The organism is Streptomyces doebereineriae (assembly GCF_031845645.1).
Taxonomy (GTDB): domain Bacteria; phylum Actinomycetota; class Actinomycetes; order Streptomycetales; family Streptomycetaceae; genus Streptomyces; species Streptomyces canus.
On sequence record NZ_JAVREZ010000028.1, the window covers coordinates 34,569 to 51,018 of the forward strand.

A 16,450-nucleotide genomic window follows, 5' to 3' on the forward strand; every position below is an offset into this window, starting at 1 on the left:
GTGGCAGGCAGAGTGGTGGATCAGCTGACGCAGCACGATCCGCGCAGGATCGGGCCGTTCGAGGTGCTGGGACGGCTGGGTGCCGGCGGCATGGGGCTGGTCTATCTCGCGCGCTCGGCGTCGGGCCGGCGGGTGGCGATCAAGACGGTCCGTACGGAGCTCGCCGAGGACCAGCTCTTCCGGGTCCGCTTCACCCGTGAGGTGGAGGCGGCCCGGGCGGTCTCCGGTTTCTACACGGCCGCCGTGGTCGACGCCGACCCGCGCGCGGCGGTGCCGTGGCTGGCCACGGCGTACGTCCCCGCGCCCTCCCTCGAAGAGATAGTGAACGACTGCGGGCCGCTCCCGGCCCAGGCGGTGCGCTGGCTCGCGGCGGGCGTCGCGGAGGCGCTGCAGTCCATCCACGGCGCCGGGCTGGTCCACCGTGACCTCAAGCCCTCCAACGTCCTGGTGGTCGAGGACGGCCCCCGGGTGATCGACTTCGGTATCGCGTCCGGCGTCTCGAACACCCGTTTGACGATGACGAACGTCGCCGTCGGCACCCCCGCCTACATGTCCCCCGAGCAGGCGAAGGACTCCCGCAGCGTCACCGGCGCCAGCGACGTCTTCTCGCTCGGTTCCATGCTGGTCTTCGCCGCCACCGGTCACCCGCCCTTCCACGGCGCCAACCCGGTCGAGACGGTCTTCATGCTGCTGCGCGAGGGCCCCGACCTCGAGGGCCTCCCGGACGAGCTGCGTCCGCTCATCGAGTCCTGTATGCAGATGGAGGCCACGGGGCGTCCCAACCCGGCCGACCTCCAGGCCCAGCTGGCACCCCACCTCTTCGGCTCCGGCTCCGACGACAGCGGTACGGCGTCGGCGTGGCTGCCCGAGAAGGCCGTGGCCCTGATCGAGACGCGGCGCGGCGGGCGCCCGGTGCCCACCCAGGCCGGCGGTGCCCGCAGCGGAGGCGGCCGCCCCGCCGCCGTACCGCCGCCGCCCGCCTACGACCCGCCGCCGCCCGCTCCCGTCCCCGTCGGCGCCCCCGACGCCGGCCCCGTGCGCCTCGCCGGTGCCCAGGTGCCCATCGGGCCCGGACCGCGCGTCGCCGACGCCCGTGCCGCCGCCGTGAAGGCGCCCCCGCCGGAGGCCGGTCTGGTCGCCACCTGGTCCCGGCCGCGCCCCGGCGTCAACGGCACGGAGCCCGCCGTGGGCCCCGCCGTACCGGCACCCCCGCCCGCGCCCCCGGAGAACTCGGGCGGCTGGCGGCCCTGGCGGTTCCGCATGTCGAACGACGTGTGGGGCACCCCGGCCGTCGCCGGGGACCTCGTCTACGTCACCTCCTTCGAGGTGCACGCCCTCGACGTCGGCACCGGCCGCCGTCGCTTCAAGACGCGGGACGTGGCCTGGTCCATGGCGGTCGCGGACGGCCGTATCCACGCCTCCGACGGCCCCACGCTCTTCGCCCTCGACGCCCGCGAGGGCGCCGACCAGTGGCGGCTGAACACGGACGCGTGGGTGTACTCCCTCAAGGCTGAACGCGGGACGGTGATCACCGGGACCCGCGGTGGCGGCGTACAGGCCTGGGAGGCCGCCACCGGACAGAAGCTCTGGGAGCTGGCCGGCTGCCAGACCGACTTCGAGTCCCCCGAGGCCGGTCCCGCGCTCCACGAGGGCACGGTCTACATCTGGCAGGAGGGCCGTCTGCGGGCTCTGGACGCCCGCACCGGTGAGGAACGCTGGGCGTTCCCCATCGGCGACGCGGCCTCCTGCGGCGGGGTGCCGGTCCGGGTGGCCCAGGCCCACGACGGGTTCGTGTACATCTCGGCCGGGACGCGCGTCATGGCCCTCGACGTGGCGAGCGGACGGGTGCGCTGGCACTTCGAGGCCCCGGCGGTCTTCCTGTGCCCGCCGACCTTCGTACCGGGGGCCGCGGTCACGGGCGGCGGGGTGTACCTCGCCGACTACCTCGGCACGGTGTACGCCCTCGACGCGACCGACGGCCGCGACCGCTGGCGCATCGCCACCGAGGCCCGGGCGTCGGTCGAGCCGGTGCTGGTGGCCGGGGGACATGTCCATGTGGGCAGCGGCAAGGGGCTCTACACGCTGGACGCGGTCACCGGTACGCCGAAGTGGCGGTTCCAGGCGGGCGGGGACATCGTGGGGGCGCCCGCGGTGGCCGAGGGGCGGATCCACTTCGGGTCCACGGACCATCTGCTCTACACCCTGAAGGCCGACGACGGCCGGCTGCGCTGGAAGCTCGCGACCGGTGGGGAGATCACCGGGTCGCCGGTGGTCAAGGACGGGGTCGTGTACGCGTGCAGCAAGGACCGGTGCGTGTACGCGCTGGACGCGGAGAAGGGGACGGGGACGGCCAGGGCCACTTGAGCGTGATGCGGACGCCCCCGTTAGAGTGATGGCATGCATTCACGGGGGCGTGTTCTCAGGTTTACGGCGGTCATGGCGACGGTGGTGCTCGCGCTGACGGGCTTCTCCAGCGGCCACAAGAGCAGCGGGCGGCACAAGAGCAGCCACAGCGACAGTGACAGCGGTGGTGGCTGCAGCAGCTCCCGCCAGAAGCACGACAGCTATACACCCCGCTCCACCAGCACCCGCAGCAGCTCGACCCTCCAGGACGGCACCGCGCTGGTGGTGAGCTGCGCGACGAAGGCGACTCCCTACGCGACGGTCGAGGTCACCAACCCGAACAGCCGCCAGGCCACCTTCGAGGTCGAGTTCGCCTTCGTGGACGCGGCAGGCAAGTCGCTGAGCTCGCAGACCAAGCAGATCTCGGTGCCCGCGAGGGGCACGTCGAACGTCCAGGTGAAGGCGGGCCAGGCCGTCCTGGCGGAGCTCGACCGCTGCCAGGTCGAGCCGGAAGCCGACGTGGTGTCGCGCTAGCGCGACCTGAATCCCGACCGCCGGGAACGGAACAGTTCGGCCTGGCGGTCCAGGGGGAGGTTCCCGAGCGAGACGAGGTGCGGGGCCTGGGCGAAGCCCTGCTTCACGGCGGCCTCCTTGGCGGCCCAGAGCGCGCGGACCGTGCCCTGCACCCCTTCCGGCGGATACCCGGCGATGACCTCGGCGGCAGCGGCCGCGGCGGCCAACGCCCCGCCCGGTGCCGTGAGTTCGGTGACGAGCCCGATGGCGTGGGCGCGCTCGGCGGAGAGCCGTTCCGCCGTCCCCATCAGCGCCATCCGCGCGGCCTCCCCGTGCGGCATGACCTGCGCCATGAGCACCGACTCGTAGGCGCTGACCATCCCGTAGGTGGTGTGCGGGTCGAAGAAGGTGGCGGCCGGGTCGGCGACGAGGAAGTCGCTCTCACCCAGGAGGTAGAAGGCGCCACCGCAGGCCATCCCGTTCACGGCGGCGATGACCGGTTTCCAGAGGTCGTTGGACTTCGGCCCGATGTGGAGGAGCGGATCATCCGTCATGTAGGGGGAGTTGGGCTGCGGAACCTCGGCGTCCCGGTCCAGTCCCGTGCAGAAGGCCCGCTCCCCGGCACCGGTCAGGACCACGGCCCGTACGGAGTCGTCGAAACGCAACTGCTGCCAGGTGGCGACGAGTTCGTCCCGCATGCCGAGGTCGATGGCGTTCAGCCGGTGCGGCCGGTCGAGGGTGACGACGGCGACACCGGTGTCCTTGTCGGCGGTGACCCGCAGGCCGGTCACGACAGCACCCACTGCGGAAGCCCGTCGGCGAACACCACGTGCACCCGGGCGCCGATCCGGATCCGGCCCGGATCGAGGGAGTCCAGCGGGGCCCCGGCCACGGTGACCAGGTTCCCGACCAGCCGTATCCGAGGAGCCTCCTCCAGCTCGACGACGACCACGTTGTACGGCGCCTGCGCCGCGTAGTCGGGCAGGAGGGGCGGGTGGGGGACGACGTAGGACCAGACGCGGCCGCGCCCGGAGACCGGGCGCCACTTCTCGGCGAACGACTGGCAGTGCGGGCAGCAGGGCCGGGGCGGAAAGCGGAGTTCCCCGCAGTCGGCGCAGGCCTGGACGCGCAGTTCGCCCCGGGCGGCGTACTCCCAGAAGGGGGCGCCCGTGGCGTCCTTCACCGGTTCGAGCATGTCAGCTCCTGTTGGTCAGCAGCAGGGCGGAGGTGGGGACGCCCTCGCCGGCGGTGACGAGGCAGGTGGTGGCGTCCGGTACCTGGGCGGTGCTGGTCCCGCGCAGCTGCCGTACGCCCTCGTCGATGAGGTTGAAGCCGTGCACGTAGGCCTCGGACAGTCCCCCGCCCGAGGTGTTGATCGGCAGCCGTCCGCCGATCTCCAGGGCCCCGCCCTCCGTGAAGGCACCTCCCTCTCCGCGACCGCAGAACCCGTAGCCCTCCAGGGAGAGCGGGACGAGGGAGGTGAACGCGTCGTAGATCTGGGCCACGTCGACGTCCTGCGGGGTGAAGTCGGCGTGTTTCCACAGGTGCCGGGCGGCGGTCCAGGCGGGGCCGGTGAGCGGGTCGTCGTTCCAGTAGTTGACCATGCCGTGGTGCTGGGCGGGCAGGCCCTGGGCGGCGGAGTGGACGTAGACGGGGGTGTTCGGGCAGTCGCGGGCGCGCTCCCGGCCGACCAGCACACAGGCCAGCGCCCCGTCCGTCTCCAGGCAGTTGTCGAAGAGGCAGAGGGGTTCGCTGATCCAGCGGGAGGACATGTACATCTCGCGGGTCAGGGGACGGTCGTACATGATCGCGGCGGGGTTCTGGTTGGCGCGGTTGCGGCAGGCGAGGGCGACGTTGAAGAGGTGGTCGCGGGTGGCCCCGTACTCGTGCAGGTAGCGGCGGGTGAGCATGGCTATCTCGTCGGCGGGGCGGAGCAGTCCGAAGGGTCTCGTCCACTGGGCCGGGGTGGGCAGCTGGACGCTGGTGTTGGTCCAGGGGCGGGGGCCCGAGCCGCGCTTGCGGGACCGCCAGGCGACGCCGACCGTGGCCTGGCCGCTCGCTATCGCCGCCGCGAGATGCGCGACCGTCGCGCACGAACCGCCGCCGCCGTAGCCGACCTTGCTGAAGAAGGTGAGGTCGCCGAGGCCGACGGCCTTGGCCAGCTCGACCTCGTCCGTCTCCTCCATGGTGTACGAGGCCAGGGCGTCGACCTCGCCGGGGGCGATCCCGGCGTCGTCGAGGGCGGCGAGAACGGCCCGGCAGGCCAGGGTTCTCTCGTCCTCGGCGAGGCGTTTGGCGAAGGGGGTCCGTCCGATACCGACGATCGCCGTGGCGTCCTTGAGGGTCACGCTGCACGCACCTCCGCACGCTGTGAGGCCTGCTGACAGCCCGTCAGGCTACAGCTAATCTGACGGGTAGTCAGCTAATGTGTTTCCGCTTTCGGGGAGGCCGACATGGAGTGGCGGAGCATCCCGGAGCTGGTCTCCCGGGCCGCGCAGCGCTACGGCGCCGCGGAGGCGGTCGTGGAGGGCCGGAACCGGGTCACGTACGGCGAGTTGGGCGCCCGCGTGGAGCGGGCGGCGGCCGCGTGCATCGCGAACGGCGTGCGGCCGGGCGACCGGGTGGCCGTCTGGGCCCCCAACTCCCTGGACTGGATGGTCTCCGCGCTGGGCGCGGTGTCGGCGGGCGCGGTCCTGGTGCCCCTCAACACCCGCTTCAAGGGCGCCGAGGCGGCGGATGTGCTGCGCCGGAGCGGGACCCGGCTGCTGTTCGTGACCGGCACCTTCCTGGGCACGTCGTACGTGGCGTCCCTGCGCCGGGCGGTCGCGGAGGGCCCGGCGCTGCCGGAGCTGGAACAGGTGGTGGTGCTGTCGGACGACGCCCCGGCGGACTTCCGTACCTGGAAGGACTTCCTGGCGAGCGGGGACGGGGTCGGTCGGGCCGAGGTACGGGCCAGGGCCTCGGCGGTCGAAGGGTCCTGGCCCTCGGACATCGTCTTCACCTCCGGGACCACCGGCCGCCCCAAGGGCGCGGTGATCACCCACGAGCAGACCCTGCGGGCGTATGACGTCTGGTGCGAACTGGCCGGGCTGCGGCAGGGCGACCGCTACCTGATCGTGAACCCCTTCTTCCACACCTTCGGCTACAAGGCCGGGGTCATCGCCTGTCTGATGCGCGGGGCGACGATGATCCCGCAGCCGGTGTTCGACGTCGACACCGTTCTGGCGAACATCGCGGCGGAACGGGTCTCGGTGCTGCCGGGCCCGCCGACCCTCCACCAGTCGCTCCTCGACCATCCGGCACGGTCCTCCTACGACCTGTCCGCGCTGCGCCTGGTGGTGACGGGCGCGGCGGTGGTGCCGTTGCGTCTGGTCGAGCAACTGCACGGCGAACTGGGCGTGGAGACGGTCCTGACCGCGTACGGCCTCTCGGAGGCGAGCGGCATCGTGACGATGTGCCGGCGCGGCGACCCGCTGCCGGTGATCGCGTCGACGTCCGGGCGGGCCATCCCCGGGACGGAGGTGCGGGTGGAGGCGCCGGCCGGCGAGCCCGGCGAGGTCCTGGTCCGCGGCTTCAACGTGATGCGCGGCTACTACGAGGACGAGGCGGCCACCGCGGAAGCCGTGACGGAGGACGGCTGGCTGCGCACCGGTGACATCGGCGTCCTGGACGCGACGGGCAACCTGCGGATCACCGACCGGCTGAAGGACATGTTCATCGTGGGCGGCTTCAACGCCTACCCGGCGGAGATAGAGCAACTGCTCGGGCTGCACCCGGCGGTGGCCGACGTGGCGGTCGTCGGTGTGCCCGACGCACGGCTCGGCGAGGTCGGCAGGGCGTATGTGGTCCGCCGCCCGGGCTCGGTCCTCACCGCCGACGACCTCATCGCCTGGGCCCGCCGGGAGATGGCGAACTACAAGGTGCCCAGGACCGTGGAGTTCGTGACGACGCTGCCGCGGAACGCGAGCGGGAAGGTGGTGAAGGGGGAGCTGCGCCGGACCTGAGCGGGCCGGCCCCCGGACATGCCTCGGCCGCGACGGCTCCCCCTCCGCGCCGCCGCGGCCGATCCCCGTGCGAGGAAAAGTCCTTGTCAGGCCTTCTCGTCCGTGGCGTGGTTGTCGAGCGGCTTGACCGTGCCGTCCGTCGTGTCGGCGGCCAGGGTGACGACCTTCTCGGCGCCGGTGGCGTGGTTGTCGAGCGGCTTGACCTCGTCCTCGGTCCCCGTGGCGTGGTTGTCGAGCGGCTTGACCGTGCCGTCCTGCTTCTCGGTTGCACTCATGGGTGGTGACTCTCCCGTTTGTGTGATGGGCGATGCCCGCCCGGCGACTCCCCCGAGGGTCGCCGGACGGGCATGTCAGGGTCGGTAACCCTAGCGATGGAGACCACCGCTGACCCGTCTGCCCCCCGACGCGACGGATCGACACCATGAGCGTGCCGTGCGGCGATAAACGAACGATGAACGCCGGTCCGCCGGGCGCCCTACACGGTGGCCGACGGGGTGAGCAGGCGCCGTACGTCGGCCGCCTCCGGCGAGCCCAGCTGCTCGAAGATGCCGAGCGCCTCCTGCCAGCACGCCTCCGCCCTGCCGGGCTGCCCGAGCCCGCTGAGGGCGCGGCCGAGGACGGTGAGGACGTTGCCGCGCCGCCACTCGCCGCCGATGCCCCGCAGTACGGCCAGGGCCTGCTCGGTCAGGGCGGCGGCCTGCGTGGGCCGGCGGCCGACGAGGTGCGCCTCGGCGAGCCGGAAGAGCGTCATGCCCTCCCACAGCCGCTGCCGGCTGTCACGGAAGACCTCGAGCGCCTCCGTCAGCCGGTCCACGGCGGCGTCCAGGCGCCCCTGCCCGGTGAGCGCCAGGCCCAGCGCGTACCGGCCGTTCGCGCCGCGCAGCGCGTGCCCCAGCCGGTCGTAGATGACGATGCCCTGCTGGGCGAGTTCCACGGCGCTGTTGCTCTGACCCATGGCCAGGTGGATGCGGGAGAGGTTGCACAGCGCGCTGGCCTCGCCCGCGAGGTTCCGGTCCAGCCGGAAGCTTTCGATGGCCTCCTTCAGGTACGCCTCGCCCTCGGGGTGGCGCCCTTGGTAGAGCGCGATGATGCCGCGGTCGTTGGCGGCCCAGCAACTGGGCGCCAGGTCGTCCGCCGCGCGAGCGAGCTCCATGGCCAGCCGGGCTTCCGCGTCCGCCTGCTCGAAGCGGCCGGCGACGAGATGCACGTTGGTCAGCGTGGTGAGCGCACGCGCGCGGCTGCGCGGGTCGTCCGCCGCGTCGGCCGCGTCCCGCAGGGCGACGGCGGCGACCTCGTACTGCTTGGAGTTGGCCCCCGACTCGGCCAGGTCCTTGGCCACCCACAGCAGATCCACCGCGCGTCGCAGCAGGGCCCCCTTCGCGCACTGCTGGACGAAGGCGAGCAGGGCGTTGGCCTCCGCGTACAGCCAGTCCTGGGCGGTGTGGCGGTCCTCGAAGGACAGCCCGGGGTAGCGGATCTCCTCCAGGTGCTCCACCAGCCGGTCGCCGGGACGCTCGATGGCGTACACGGCCGCCGCGGTCGCGAGATAGAAGTCCAGGAGCCGGGACATGGCCGCCTCCCGCTCGCTCGGCGGCCATTCGTCCCGCTCGGCGCACGCACGCGCGTAGAGCCGTACGAGATCGTGGAACCGGTAGCGGCCGGGCGCCGCCGATTCCAGCAGGGAAGTGTCGACCAGGGCCTCCAGGAGGTCCTCGGTGTCCTCCGCGGGAAGATCCAGCACCGCGGCGGCCGCGGCCAGCGAGATGTCCGGGCCGTCGGCGAGGCCCAGCAGGCGGAAGGCGCGGGCCTGGGCGGGCTCCAGCTGGCCGTAGCCGAGTTCGAAGGTGGCCTTCACCGCGAGGTCGCCGGCCTGGAGTTCGTCGAGGCGGCGGCGTTCGTCGGCGAGCTTCGCCGCGAGGACGGAGACCGTCCAGGTGCGGCGGGCCGCCAGACGGGAGGCGGCGATACGGATGGCGAGCGGGAGGAATCCGCAGGCGGCCACCACGTCGAGGGCGGCCTTGCGCTCGGAGGCGACCCGTTCCTCGCCGACGATCTTGGTGAACAGCTGGAGGGCCTCGTCGGGGGACATCACGTCCAGGTCGACCAGGTGGGCTCCGGCGAGGTCGACCATGCGGACCCGGGAGGTCACCAGAGCCGCGCAGCCTTCCGTGCCCGGCAGCAGGGGCCGTATCTGCGCCGCGTCGCGCGCGTTGTCGAGCAGGACGAGGACCCGGCGGCCGTCGAGGACCGAGCGGTACAGGGCGGCCCGCTCCTGAAGGGAGTCCGGGATCGCGGAGTCGGCGGTGCCGAGGGCTCTGAGGAAGGCGCCCAGGACCGTCTCCGGCTCGGCCGCCCGGGAGCCCGCGCCCTGGAGGTCGACGTAGAGCTGCCCGTCGGGAAAGGCCGGGCGGGCCTGGTGGGCCACGTGCACCGCGAGGGTCGTCTTGCCGACGCCGCCGATGCCGGCCAGCGCGGAGACCGCCATCACGCGGCCCTCGGAGCCGGAGGCGAGCACCTGGCTCAGTTCGGTGACGAAGGACGCGCGGCCGGTGAAGTCCGGGACGGTGGCCGGGAGTTGTGCGGGCCGGACGGGGGCGGCGACCGGTTCGGGCTGCGGGGCGGTGGGGGCCGCGAGGCCGGGGTCGGCCTGGAGGATGCGCTGCTGGAGTTCGCGCAGGCCGGGGCGGGGATCGACGCCGAGTTCGTCGGCGAGCAGACGGCGGGTGTCGGCGTAGACCGCGAGGGCCTCCGCCTGGCGGCCGGAGCGGTACAGGGCCAGCATGAGCAGTTCGCGCAGGCGTTCGCGCAGGGGGTGTTCGGCGGTGAGGGCGGTGAGTTCGGAGACCGCCTCCGCGTGGCAGCCCTGCTCCAGGTCCATGTCCAGGCGGGTTTCGAGGAGTTGCAGCCGCCACTCCTGAAGGCGCACGCGCTGTGCCTCGGCGTACGGCCCCGGCACTCCCGCGAGCACCTCGCCGTCCCACAGGGCCAGCGCCCGGGTCAGAGCGTCCCGCGCATGGCACAGGTCCCCGGCGGTGCGGGCCTTCTCCGCCTCGGTGGCCAGCTCCTGGGCGGCGGCCAGGTCGAGCGCGTCCTCGCCGAGCCCGCGGATCGCGTACCCGCCGGACTCGCTGACCAGGACCCCGGGGTCGAGGATCTTGCGGAGCCGGGAGGCGTACGTGCGCACGGCGGCCAAGGCCTGGGAGGGCGGTTCCTCGCCCCACAGGGCGTCGATCAGCTCGGCGGCGGTCGCGGTACGGCCCTCACGCAGCAACAGGGCGGCGAGCAGGGCACGTTGCTGGGGCGAGCCGGTGTTCAGCAACTCCTCACCACGCCGGGCCCGCACCGGCCCGAGCACACTGAAGCGCAGCGCGGCCCCCGCCACGGAGCCCGTGTCCTCCCCGGCCCCCGCCGAGGAGCCGGGACGCCTCTGCTCCGGCACCCGCGGTACACCGTCCATCGCCGTCCCCCTAGGGCCTGTTGACAACCCCGTCAGTTTGCCTTGTCCATGGCGGATGCGTCAGCTGTGGGGAGGCTGATCACAGATGGGCGCGCGGTAAGTCACAGGGCCCTCACCCTCTCTCCGCACACTTCCGCACAGGAACCGTCGTCATCGGCCGCCGTCCGCCCAGCTGACGGACCGTCAGATCGGCGCTACCGTGAGCGCCATGGAGACCACGACGGCACTTCCGAAGATCATCTCCGTCGACGACCACACGGTGGAGCCCTCCGACGTCTGGCAGAACCGGCTCCCGAAGAAGTACCTCGACACCGGCCCCCGCATCGTCCGCGCCCCGCTCAAGGAGATCAGCTTCCTGGGCGGCCGCTTCAAGCCCGTGATGGGCGCCCCCGGGGACGACGGACCCCTGGGCGACTGGTGGTTGTACGAGGGACTCCAGCGCCCCCTCACCCGCCTCGACACGGCGGTCGGCTACAGCAGGGACGAGATCAAGCTGGAGGTCATCACTTACGAACAGATGCGCCCCGGCTCCTACGACGTCCCGCAGCGCCTCGCCGACATGGACGTCAACCACGTCCAGTCGGCCGTCTGCTTCCCGACCTTCCCGCGCTTCTGCGGCCAGACCTTCACCGAGGCCAAGGACCACGAACTGGGCCTGCTGTGCGTCCAGGCCTACAACGACTGGATGGTGGAGGAGTGGTGCGGCCCCGACGCGCAGGGCCGGCTCATACCGCTCACCCTCATCCCACTGTGGGACGCCGAACTGGCGGCGGCGGAGGTACGGCGGAACGCCGCCCGCGGGGTCCGCGCCGTCGCCTTCTCCGAGATACCCCCCCACCTGGGCCTGCCCTCCGTCCACTCCGACGACTGGGACCCCTTCCTCGCCGCCTGCGACGAGACCGGCACGGTCATCTCGATGCACATCGGCTCCAGCAGCCGTATGCCCTCCACCTCCGCCGACGCCCCGCCCGCCGTCGGCTCCACGATCACCTTCGCCAACTGCTGCTTCTCGATGGTCGACTGGCTGATGAGCGGCAAGTTCGAGCGCTTCCCGAACCTCAAGGTCATGTACGCGGAAGGCCAGATCGGCTGGATCCCCTACATCCTGGAGCGCGCCGACGTGGTCTGGGAGGAGAACCGCGGCTGGGGCGGCGTCGCCGACAAGGTCCACCGCCCGCCGTCCGAGATCTTCACCGAGCACGTCTACGGCTGCTTCTTCGACGACGCGTTCGGCCTGAAGAACCTCGACGCGATCGGTGTCGGGAACGTGCTGTACGAGACCGACTACCCCCACTCCGACTCGACGTGGCCCAAGTCGAGGGAGGTCGGGGAAGCCCAGATGGGGCACCTGGACGCCGACGTGGTGGAGCGGATCGTCCGCGGCAACGCCATCGACCTGCTCGGTCTCACCCCGGACGGACTCTGGGGCGGCCCGAAGTGATGGAGTACGGCATCCAGCTCCCCGTCCAGTCCCAGAGCACCATCTACGCCGAGCCCTGGGAGGCCGGCGCCGGGCCTGAAGACCTCGCCGAGGTGGCCGGGGCCGCCGACCGCGCCGGGTTCGCGTACATCGCGGCCTGCGACCACGTGGCCGTACCGCGCCGTCTCGCTCCCGCGATGAGCACGGTCTGGTACGACCCGGTCGCCACCCTCGCCTTCCTGGCGGGCCTGACCGAACGGGTGCGGCTGCTGAGCCATGTGGCGGTGGTCGGGCTGCGGCACCCCCTGCTCACCGCCAAGCAGTACGCCACCCTCGACCATCTGAGCGGCGGCCGGCTGATCCTCGGTGTCGGCGCGGGACATGTGCAGGAGGAGTTCGAGGCGCTCGGGGTCGACTTCGCGGGGCGCGGGCCCGTTCTCGACGAGTCGATCGACGCGCTGCGAAAGGCCCTGGGGCCCGAGGAGTTCCCCGAACACCACGGCAAGCTCTACGACTTCGAGGGCCTCGGCCAGCGTCCACGGCCCGCGCAGTCCCGCGTACCGGTGTGGGTCGGTGGGTCCTCTCCGGCCGCCGTACGCCGGGCCGCGCTCAAGGGTGACGGGTGGCTGCCCCAGGGGGACCCCCGGGACCGGCTGCCCGCACAGATCGACCGGATACGGCGGCTGCGGGCGGAGGCGGGCATCGAAGGGCCGTTCAGCGTCGGGGCCATCGCCGAGCCGCTCTACGTCGGCACGTCCACGTGGGACGTCGGCTGCCGGACGCTCAGCGGCGCGCCCGACGCACTCGCCGAGTCCCTGCGCGCCTACCGCGCGATGGGCGTGGACCAGATCCAGGTGCGCTTCCGCAGCCGCGGCCGTGCCGAACTCATCGACCAGATCGCGGCGTTCGGCGCCGACATAGGCCCCCACCTCTGAGGAGTCACCGCATGGGCAAGCTGGACGGACGTGTCGTCCTCGTCACCGGCGCGGCGCGTGGACAGGGCGAGCAGGAGGCCCGGTTGTTCCGGGAGGAGGGCGCCGAGGTCGTCGTGGGCGATGTGCTGGACGAGCAGGGGAAGGCGCTCGCCGAGGAGATCGGGGCGCTGTACATCCACCTGGACGTGAGTCAGGAGTCCGACTGGCGGCGGGCGGCACAGGCCGTCGTCGAGGAGTACGGCCGGGTCGACGGGCTCGTCAACAACGCCGGCATCCTGCGCTTCAACTCCCTTCTCGACACACCCCTCGACGAGTTCATGCAGATCGTGAACGTCAACCAGGTCGGCTGCTTCCTCGGCATCAGGACCGTGGCGCCCGTGCTGTCCGACGGCGGCACGATCGTCAACACCGCCTCCTATACCGGGGTGACCGGGATGGCGGGCGTGGGCGCCTACGCGGCCTCCAAGCACGCGATCCTCGGGCTCACCCGGGTCGCCGCGCTGGAGCTGGCACCGCGCGGTATCCGGGTCAACGCCATGTGCCCGGGTGCCGTGGACACCGCCATGTCCAACCCCGCGGTCCTGGACCCGTCGGCGGACGGCGAGGAGGCTTCCCGGGGGCTCGACCGGTTCTACCGCAAGGTCGTCCCGCTGGGCCGGATCGGGCGGCCGGAGGAGGTGGCGGCGCTTGCGCTCTTCCTGACCTCCGCCGACTCCTCGTACATCACCGGCCAGCCGTTCGTGATCGACGGCGGGTGGCTCGCCGGGGTCTCCGTCATCTGACCACCCGTCAGCTATTGACGGTGTATGCGCCCGGTGCCACAGTCGGCGGCGGATCAGAAATCTGACGGAGTGTCAGAAACAGGAGTGTCAGAGACAGACTGGGGACGGTGAACCTCCTTGGAATTCGGGCTCTTTGTACAGGGATACGTGGGCAAGCGTGCCGAGACCGACCCGCTGGCCGAGCACAAGGCGCTGATGGAGGAGACCGAGTACGTCATCCAGGCGGACCGGTCCGGCTTCAAGTACGCCTGGGCGTCCGAGCACCACTTCCTGGAGGAGTACTCGCACCTCTCCGCCAACGACGTGTTCCTCGGGTACCTCGCGCACGCGACCGAGCGGATCCATCTCGGCTCCGGGATCTTCAACCCGCTCGCCCAGGTCAATCACCCCGTGAAGGTCGCCGAGAAGGTGGCCATGCTCGACCATCTCACCGAGAACCGCTTCGAGTTCGGCAGCGGGCGCGGGGCGGGGTCGCACGAGATCCTCGGGTTCATACCGGGCGTGACCGACATGAACTACACCAAGGAGATCTGGGAAGAGACCATCGCGGAGTTCCCCAAGATGTGGCTCCAGGACGAGTACACCGGCTTCCAGGGCAAGCACTGGCAGCTGCCGCCGCGGAAGGTGCTGCCGAAGCCGTACGGGAAGTCGCACCCCGCGATGTGGTACGCGGCCGGGTCGCCGCCGTCGTACGCCATGGCCGCGCGCAAGGGGCTCGGAGTGCTGGGCTTCAGCGTGCAGAAGGTCTCCGACATGGAGTGGGTCCTCGAGCAGTACAAGACGGCGGTGGTCGACGCCGAGCCGATCGGGGACTTCGTCAACGACAACGTGATGGTGACGACGACGGCCATCTGCGCGCCGACGCACGCCGAGGCGATCGAGATCGCCGTGAACGGGGGGCTGCACTATCTGCCGTCCCTGGTGTTCCGGTACCACGACACCTTCCCGCGGCCCGAGGGGTTCCCGGTGTGGCCGGAGACGCTGCCCGAGTACACCGCGGAGTTCGTGGAGGTGCTCATCGAGGAGGAGCTGCTGATCTGCGGGGACCCGGACGAGGTGGTCCGGCAGTGCAAGCGGTGGGAGCAGGCCGGGGCGGACCAGCTGAGCTTCGGGCTGCCGGTGGGGGTGCCGAAGGAGGAGACGCTGCAGACGATCCGGCTCATCGGGGAGCACGTGATCCCGAAGATCGACACGGATCCGGTGCACCGGACGACCCGATTCCGCGAATCCGCATAAGGGGGCTCGGTTCCATGCTCGATCACGTCATCAAGGGTGCGACCGTTGTCGACGGGACCGGTGCGCCCGCCTTCACCGCCGACGTCGGCATCCGGGACGGTCGTATCGCCGTGATCGGCCGGGGTGTCGCCGAGGAGGCCCGCAGCAGCGAGGACGCCTCAGGGCTCGTCCTCGCTCCCGGGTTCGTCGATCCGCACACGCACTACGACGCCCAGCTGTTCTGGGACCCGTACGCGACCCCCTCGCTCAACCACGGGGTCACCACGGTCGCCGCCGGGAACTGCGGCTTCACGCTGGCGCCTCTGCACCCGGCCCGCCCGGACGACGCCGACTACACCCGCCGGATGATGTCCAAGGTCGAGGGGATGTCGCTGGTCGCCCTGGAGGAGGGGGCACCCTGGAGCTGGCACTCCTTCGGCGAGTACCTGGACGCTCTCGAAGGCCGGATCGCGGTCAACGCCGGCTTCATGGTGGGCCATTGCGCGCTGCGGCGGTATGTCATGGGGCCGGACGCCATCGGGGGCCAGCCGTCCGAGGAGCAACTCGCCGAGATGCTGCGGCTGTTCCACGAGGCCATGGACGCCGGCGCCTGGGGTTTCTCCACCACTCAGTCGTCCACGCACTCCGACGGGGACGGAAAGCCCGTGGCGTCCCGGCACGCGCTGCCCGCCGAGCTGCTGGCCCTGTCGCGGGCCGTCGGGGAGCACGAGGGGACGCAGATCGAGGCGATCGTCGCCGGGTGTCTCGATCAGTTCAGCGATGCCGAGATCGAACTGTTCGTGGAGATGAGCGCGGCGGCCGGGCGGCCGTTGAACTGGAACGTGCTGACCATCGACTCGGCCGTGCCGGAGCGGGTGCCGAGGCAGCTGTTCGCGAGCGAGCAGGCCCGCAAGGCGGGCGGCCGGGTGGTGGCGCTGACCATGCCGATCCTCACCCCGATGAACATGTCCCTGGGCACCTTCTGCGCACTGAACCTGATCCCCGGCTGGGGACCGGTGCTCGGACTGCCCGTCCCCGAGCGGATCGAGAAGCTGCGCGACCCCGACATACAGAAGGAACTGCTCAGGCAGTCCCAGTCCAAGGAGGCCGGGGTCTTCCGGCGGCTGACCAACTTCGGGCGGTACGTCATCGGCGACACCTACAGCGAGACGAACCGTGGGCTCAGTGGGCGGGTCGTGGAGGACATCGCGGCCGAGCGCGGGCAGGAGCCGTTCGCCGCGCTGGTCGAGATCTGCGCGGCCGACTCGTTGCGTACGGTCCTGTGGCCCATGCCCACCGACAACGACCCGGCGTCCTGGGCGATGCGTGCCGAGGCCTGGCAGCACGAGGACGTGTTGCTGGGCGGGTCCGACGCGGGCGCGCATCTGGACCGGATGTGCGGGGCGCCGTACACGACCCGTTTCATCGGGGACTGTCTGCGCGGGCGGCGGCTGACGTCGTTGGAGCAGGCCGTGAAGATGCTCACCGACGACCCGGCCCAGCTGTTCGGCCTGCGGCAGCGCGGGCGGATCGAGGAGGGCTTCCATGCGGACCTCGTGCTCTTCGACCCGGAACGGATCGCCGCGGGCACGGCCACCCTGGTGCACGACCTGCCGGGTGACAGTCCACGGCTGGACGCCAAGGCGATCGGGATACGGGCCGTATGGGTCAACGGGGTCGAGGCGATCCGGGACGACGTGGTGAGCGGGGCCGTACCGGGCCGGGTGCTGCGGTCCGGACGGGACACGCGGACGGTGAGCACCAGGTGAGTTCTCCGGAGG

The 16,450-nt window shown here is 71.7% G+C and carries 13 protein-coding genes; 8 read left to right on the forward strand and 5 right to left on the reverse strand.

The window, feature by feature from the left end; genetic code table 11:
• Positions 1-12: 12 nt before the first annotated feature.
• Together RNB18_RS45905 and RNB18_RS45910 are read left to right on the forward strand one after the other, a co-directional pair.
• Positions 13-2,364 (forward strand): outer membrane protein assembly factor BamB family protein, encoded by a 2,352-nt coding sequence (locus RNB18_RS45905; protein ID WP_311720105.1) that lies wholly within the window; start codon positions 13-15, stop codon positions 2,362-2,364.
• Between the two features lie 72 nt (positions 2,365-2,436).
• Positions 2,437-2,877 (forward strand): hypothetical protein, encoded by a 441-nt coding sequence (locus RNB18_RS45910; protein ID WP_311720106.1) that lies wholly within the window; start codon positions 2,437-2,439, stop codon positions 2,875-2,877.
• Here RNB18_RS45910 and RNB18_RS45915 read toward each other — a convergent pair.
• Genes RNB18_RS45915 through RNB18_RS45925 form a run of 3 tightly spaced genes read right to left on the reverse strand, consistent with a single transcriptional unit; the run spans position 2,874 to position 5,204 of the window.
• Positions 2,874-3,659: an enoyl-CoA hydratase/isomerase family protein gene (locus tag RNB18_RS45915; protein ID WP_311720107.1), complete on the reverse strand. Its 786-nt coding sequence runs from the start codon at positions 3,657-3,659 to the stop codon at positions 2,874-2,876. The genes RNB18_RS45910 and RNB18_RS45915 overlap by 4 nt on opposite strands.
• On the reverse strand, positions 3,644-4,051 hold the full coding sequence (locus RNB18_RS45920; RefSeq protein WP_311720108.1) for a Zn-ribbon domain-containing OB-fold protein: 408 nt from the start codon (positions 4,049-4,051) through the stop codon (positions 3,644-3,646). Before RNB18_RS45920 ends, RNB18_RS45915 begins: the two co-directional genes overlap by 16 nt.
• Position 4,052: 1 nt before the next feature.
• Positions 4,053-5,204 (reverse strand): lipid-transfer protein, encoded by a 1,152-nt coding sequence (locus RNB18_RS45925; protein ID WP_311720109.1) that lies wholly within the window; start codon positions 5,202-5,204, stop codon positions 4,053-4,055.
• A 105-nt stretch (positions 5,205-5,309) separates the two neighbouring features.
• Between RNB18_RS45925 and RNB18_RS45930 the strand changes: the two genes are divergently transcribed.
• A complete protein-coding gene (locus RNB18_RS45930) occupies positions 5,310-6,860 on the forward strand; it encodes a FadD3 family acyl-CoA ligase (RefSeq protein ID WP_311720112.1) in 1,551 nt (516 codons plus the stop codon).
• Positions 6,861-6,946: 86 nt separating this feature from the next.
• Here RNB18_RS45930 and RNB18_RS45935 read toward each other — a convergent pair whose 3' ends face one another.
• Together RNB18_RS45935 and RNB18_RS45940 are read right to left on the reverse strand one after the other, a co-directional pair.
• The gene (locus RNB18_RS45935; protein ID WP_062044456.1) at positions 6,947-7,135 is read right to left on the reverse strand and encodes a hypothetical protein; all 189 of its coding nucleotides are present in this window, start codon (positions 7,133-7,135) and stop codon (positions 6,947-6,949) included.
• Positions 7,136-7,335: 200 nt separating this feature from the next.
• Positions 7,336-10,317, reverse strand: coding sequence for an AfsR/SARP family transcriptional regulator (locus tag RNB18_RS45940; RefSeq protein WP_311720113.1), 2,982 nt, complete (start codon positions 10,315-10,317; stop codon positions 7,336-7,338).
• A gap of 199 nt (positions 10,318-10,516) precedes the next feature.
• Here RNB18_RS45940 and RNB18_RS45945 point away from each other — a divergent pair, with 199 nt between their 5' ends.
• From RNB18_RS45945 to RNB18_RS45965, 5 genes are all read left to right on the forward strand, one after another.
• Positions 10,517-11,758 carry an amidohydrolase family protein gene (locus tag RNB18_RS45945; protein WP_311720114.1) on the forward strand — a complete coding sequence of 414 codons (1,242 nt, stop codon included), beginning with the start codon at positions 10,517-10,519 and terminating at the stop codon, positions 11,756-11,758.
• Positions 11,758-12,672: an LLM class F420-dependent oxidoreductase gene (locus RNB18_RS45950; protein ID WP_311720115.1), complete on the forward strand. Its 915-nt coding sequence runs from the start codon at positions 11,758-11,760 to the stop codon at positions 12,670-12,672. Before RNB18_RS45945 ends, RNB18_RS45950 begins: the two co-directional genes overlap by 1 nt.
• A gap of 11 nt (positions 12,673-12,683) precedes the next feature.
• Positions 12,684-13,454: an SDR family NAD(P)-dependent oxidoreductase gene (locus tag RNB18_RS45955; RefSeq protein WP_311720116.1), complete on the forward strand. Its 771-nt coding sequence runs from the start codon at positions 12,684-12,686 to the stop codon at positions 13,452-13,454.
• 117 nt (positions 13,455-13,571) lie between these two features.
• Entirely contained in the window at positions 13,572-14,690 is a 1,119-nt protein-coding gene (locus tag RNB18_RS45960; protein WP_079072332.1) for an LLM class flavin-dependent oxidoreductase, read from the forward strand.
• Between the two features lie 14 nt (positions 14,691-14,704).
• The gene (locus RNB18_RS45965; RefSeq protein ID WP_311720117.1) at positions 14,705-16,438 is read left to right on the forward strand and encodes an N-acyl-D-amino-acid deacylase family protein; all 1,734 of its coding nucleotides are present in this window, start codon (positions 14,705-14,707) and stop codon (positions 16,436-16,438) included.
• The last annotated feature ends 12 nt before the right edge of the window (positions 16,439-16,450 follow it).

Coding starts and splice junctions, on each gene's coding strand:
- RNB18_RS45920 (WP_311720108.1), bottom strand. CDS start 4,051: ATGCTCGAACCGGTGAAGGACGCCACGGGCGCCCCCTTCTGGGAGTAC.
- RNB18_RS45955 (WP_311720116.1), top strand. CDS start 12,684: ATGGGCAAGCTGGACGGACGTGTCGTCCTCGTCACCGGCGCGGCGCGT.
- RNB18_RS45965 (WP_311720117.1), top strand. CDS start 14,705: ATGCTCGATCACGTCATCAAGGGTGCGACCGTTGTCGACGGGACCGGT.
- RNB18_RS45935 (WP_062044456.1), bottom strand. CDS start 7,135: ATGAGTGCAACCGAGAAGCAGGACGGCACGGTCAAGCCGCTCGACAAC.
- RNB18_RS45950 (WP_311720115.1), top strand. CDS start 11,758: ATGGAGTACGGCATCCAGCTCCCCGTCCAGTCCCAGAGCACCATCTAC.
- RNB18_RS45930 (WP_311720112.1), top strand. CDS start 5,310: ATGGAGTGGCGGAGCATCCCGGAGCTGGTCTCCCGGGCCGCGCAGCGC.
- RNB18_RS45940 (WP_311720113.1), bottom strand. CDS start 10,317: ATGGACGGTGTACCGCGGGTGCCGGAGCAGAGGCGTCCCGGCTCCTCG.
- RNB18_RS45910 (WP_311720106.1), top strand. CDS start 2,437: ATGGCGACGGTGGTGCTCGCGCTGACGGGCTTCTCCAGCGGCCACAAG.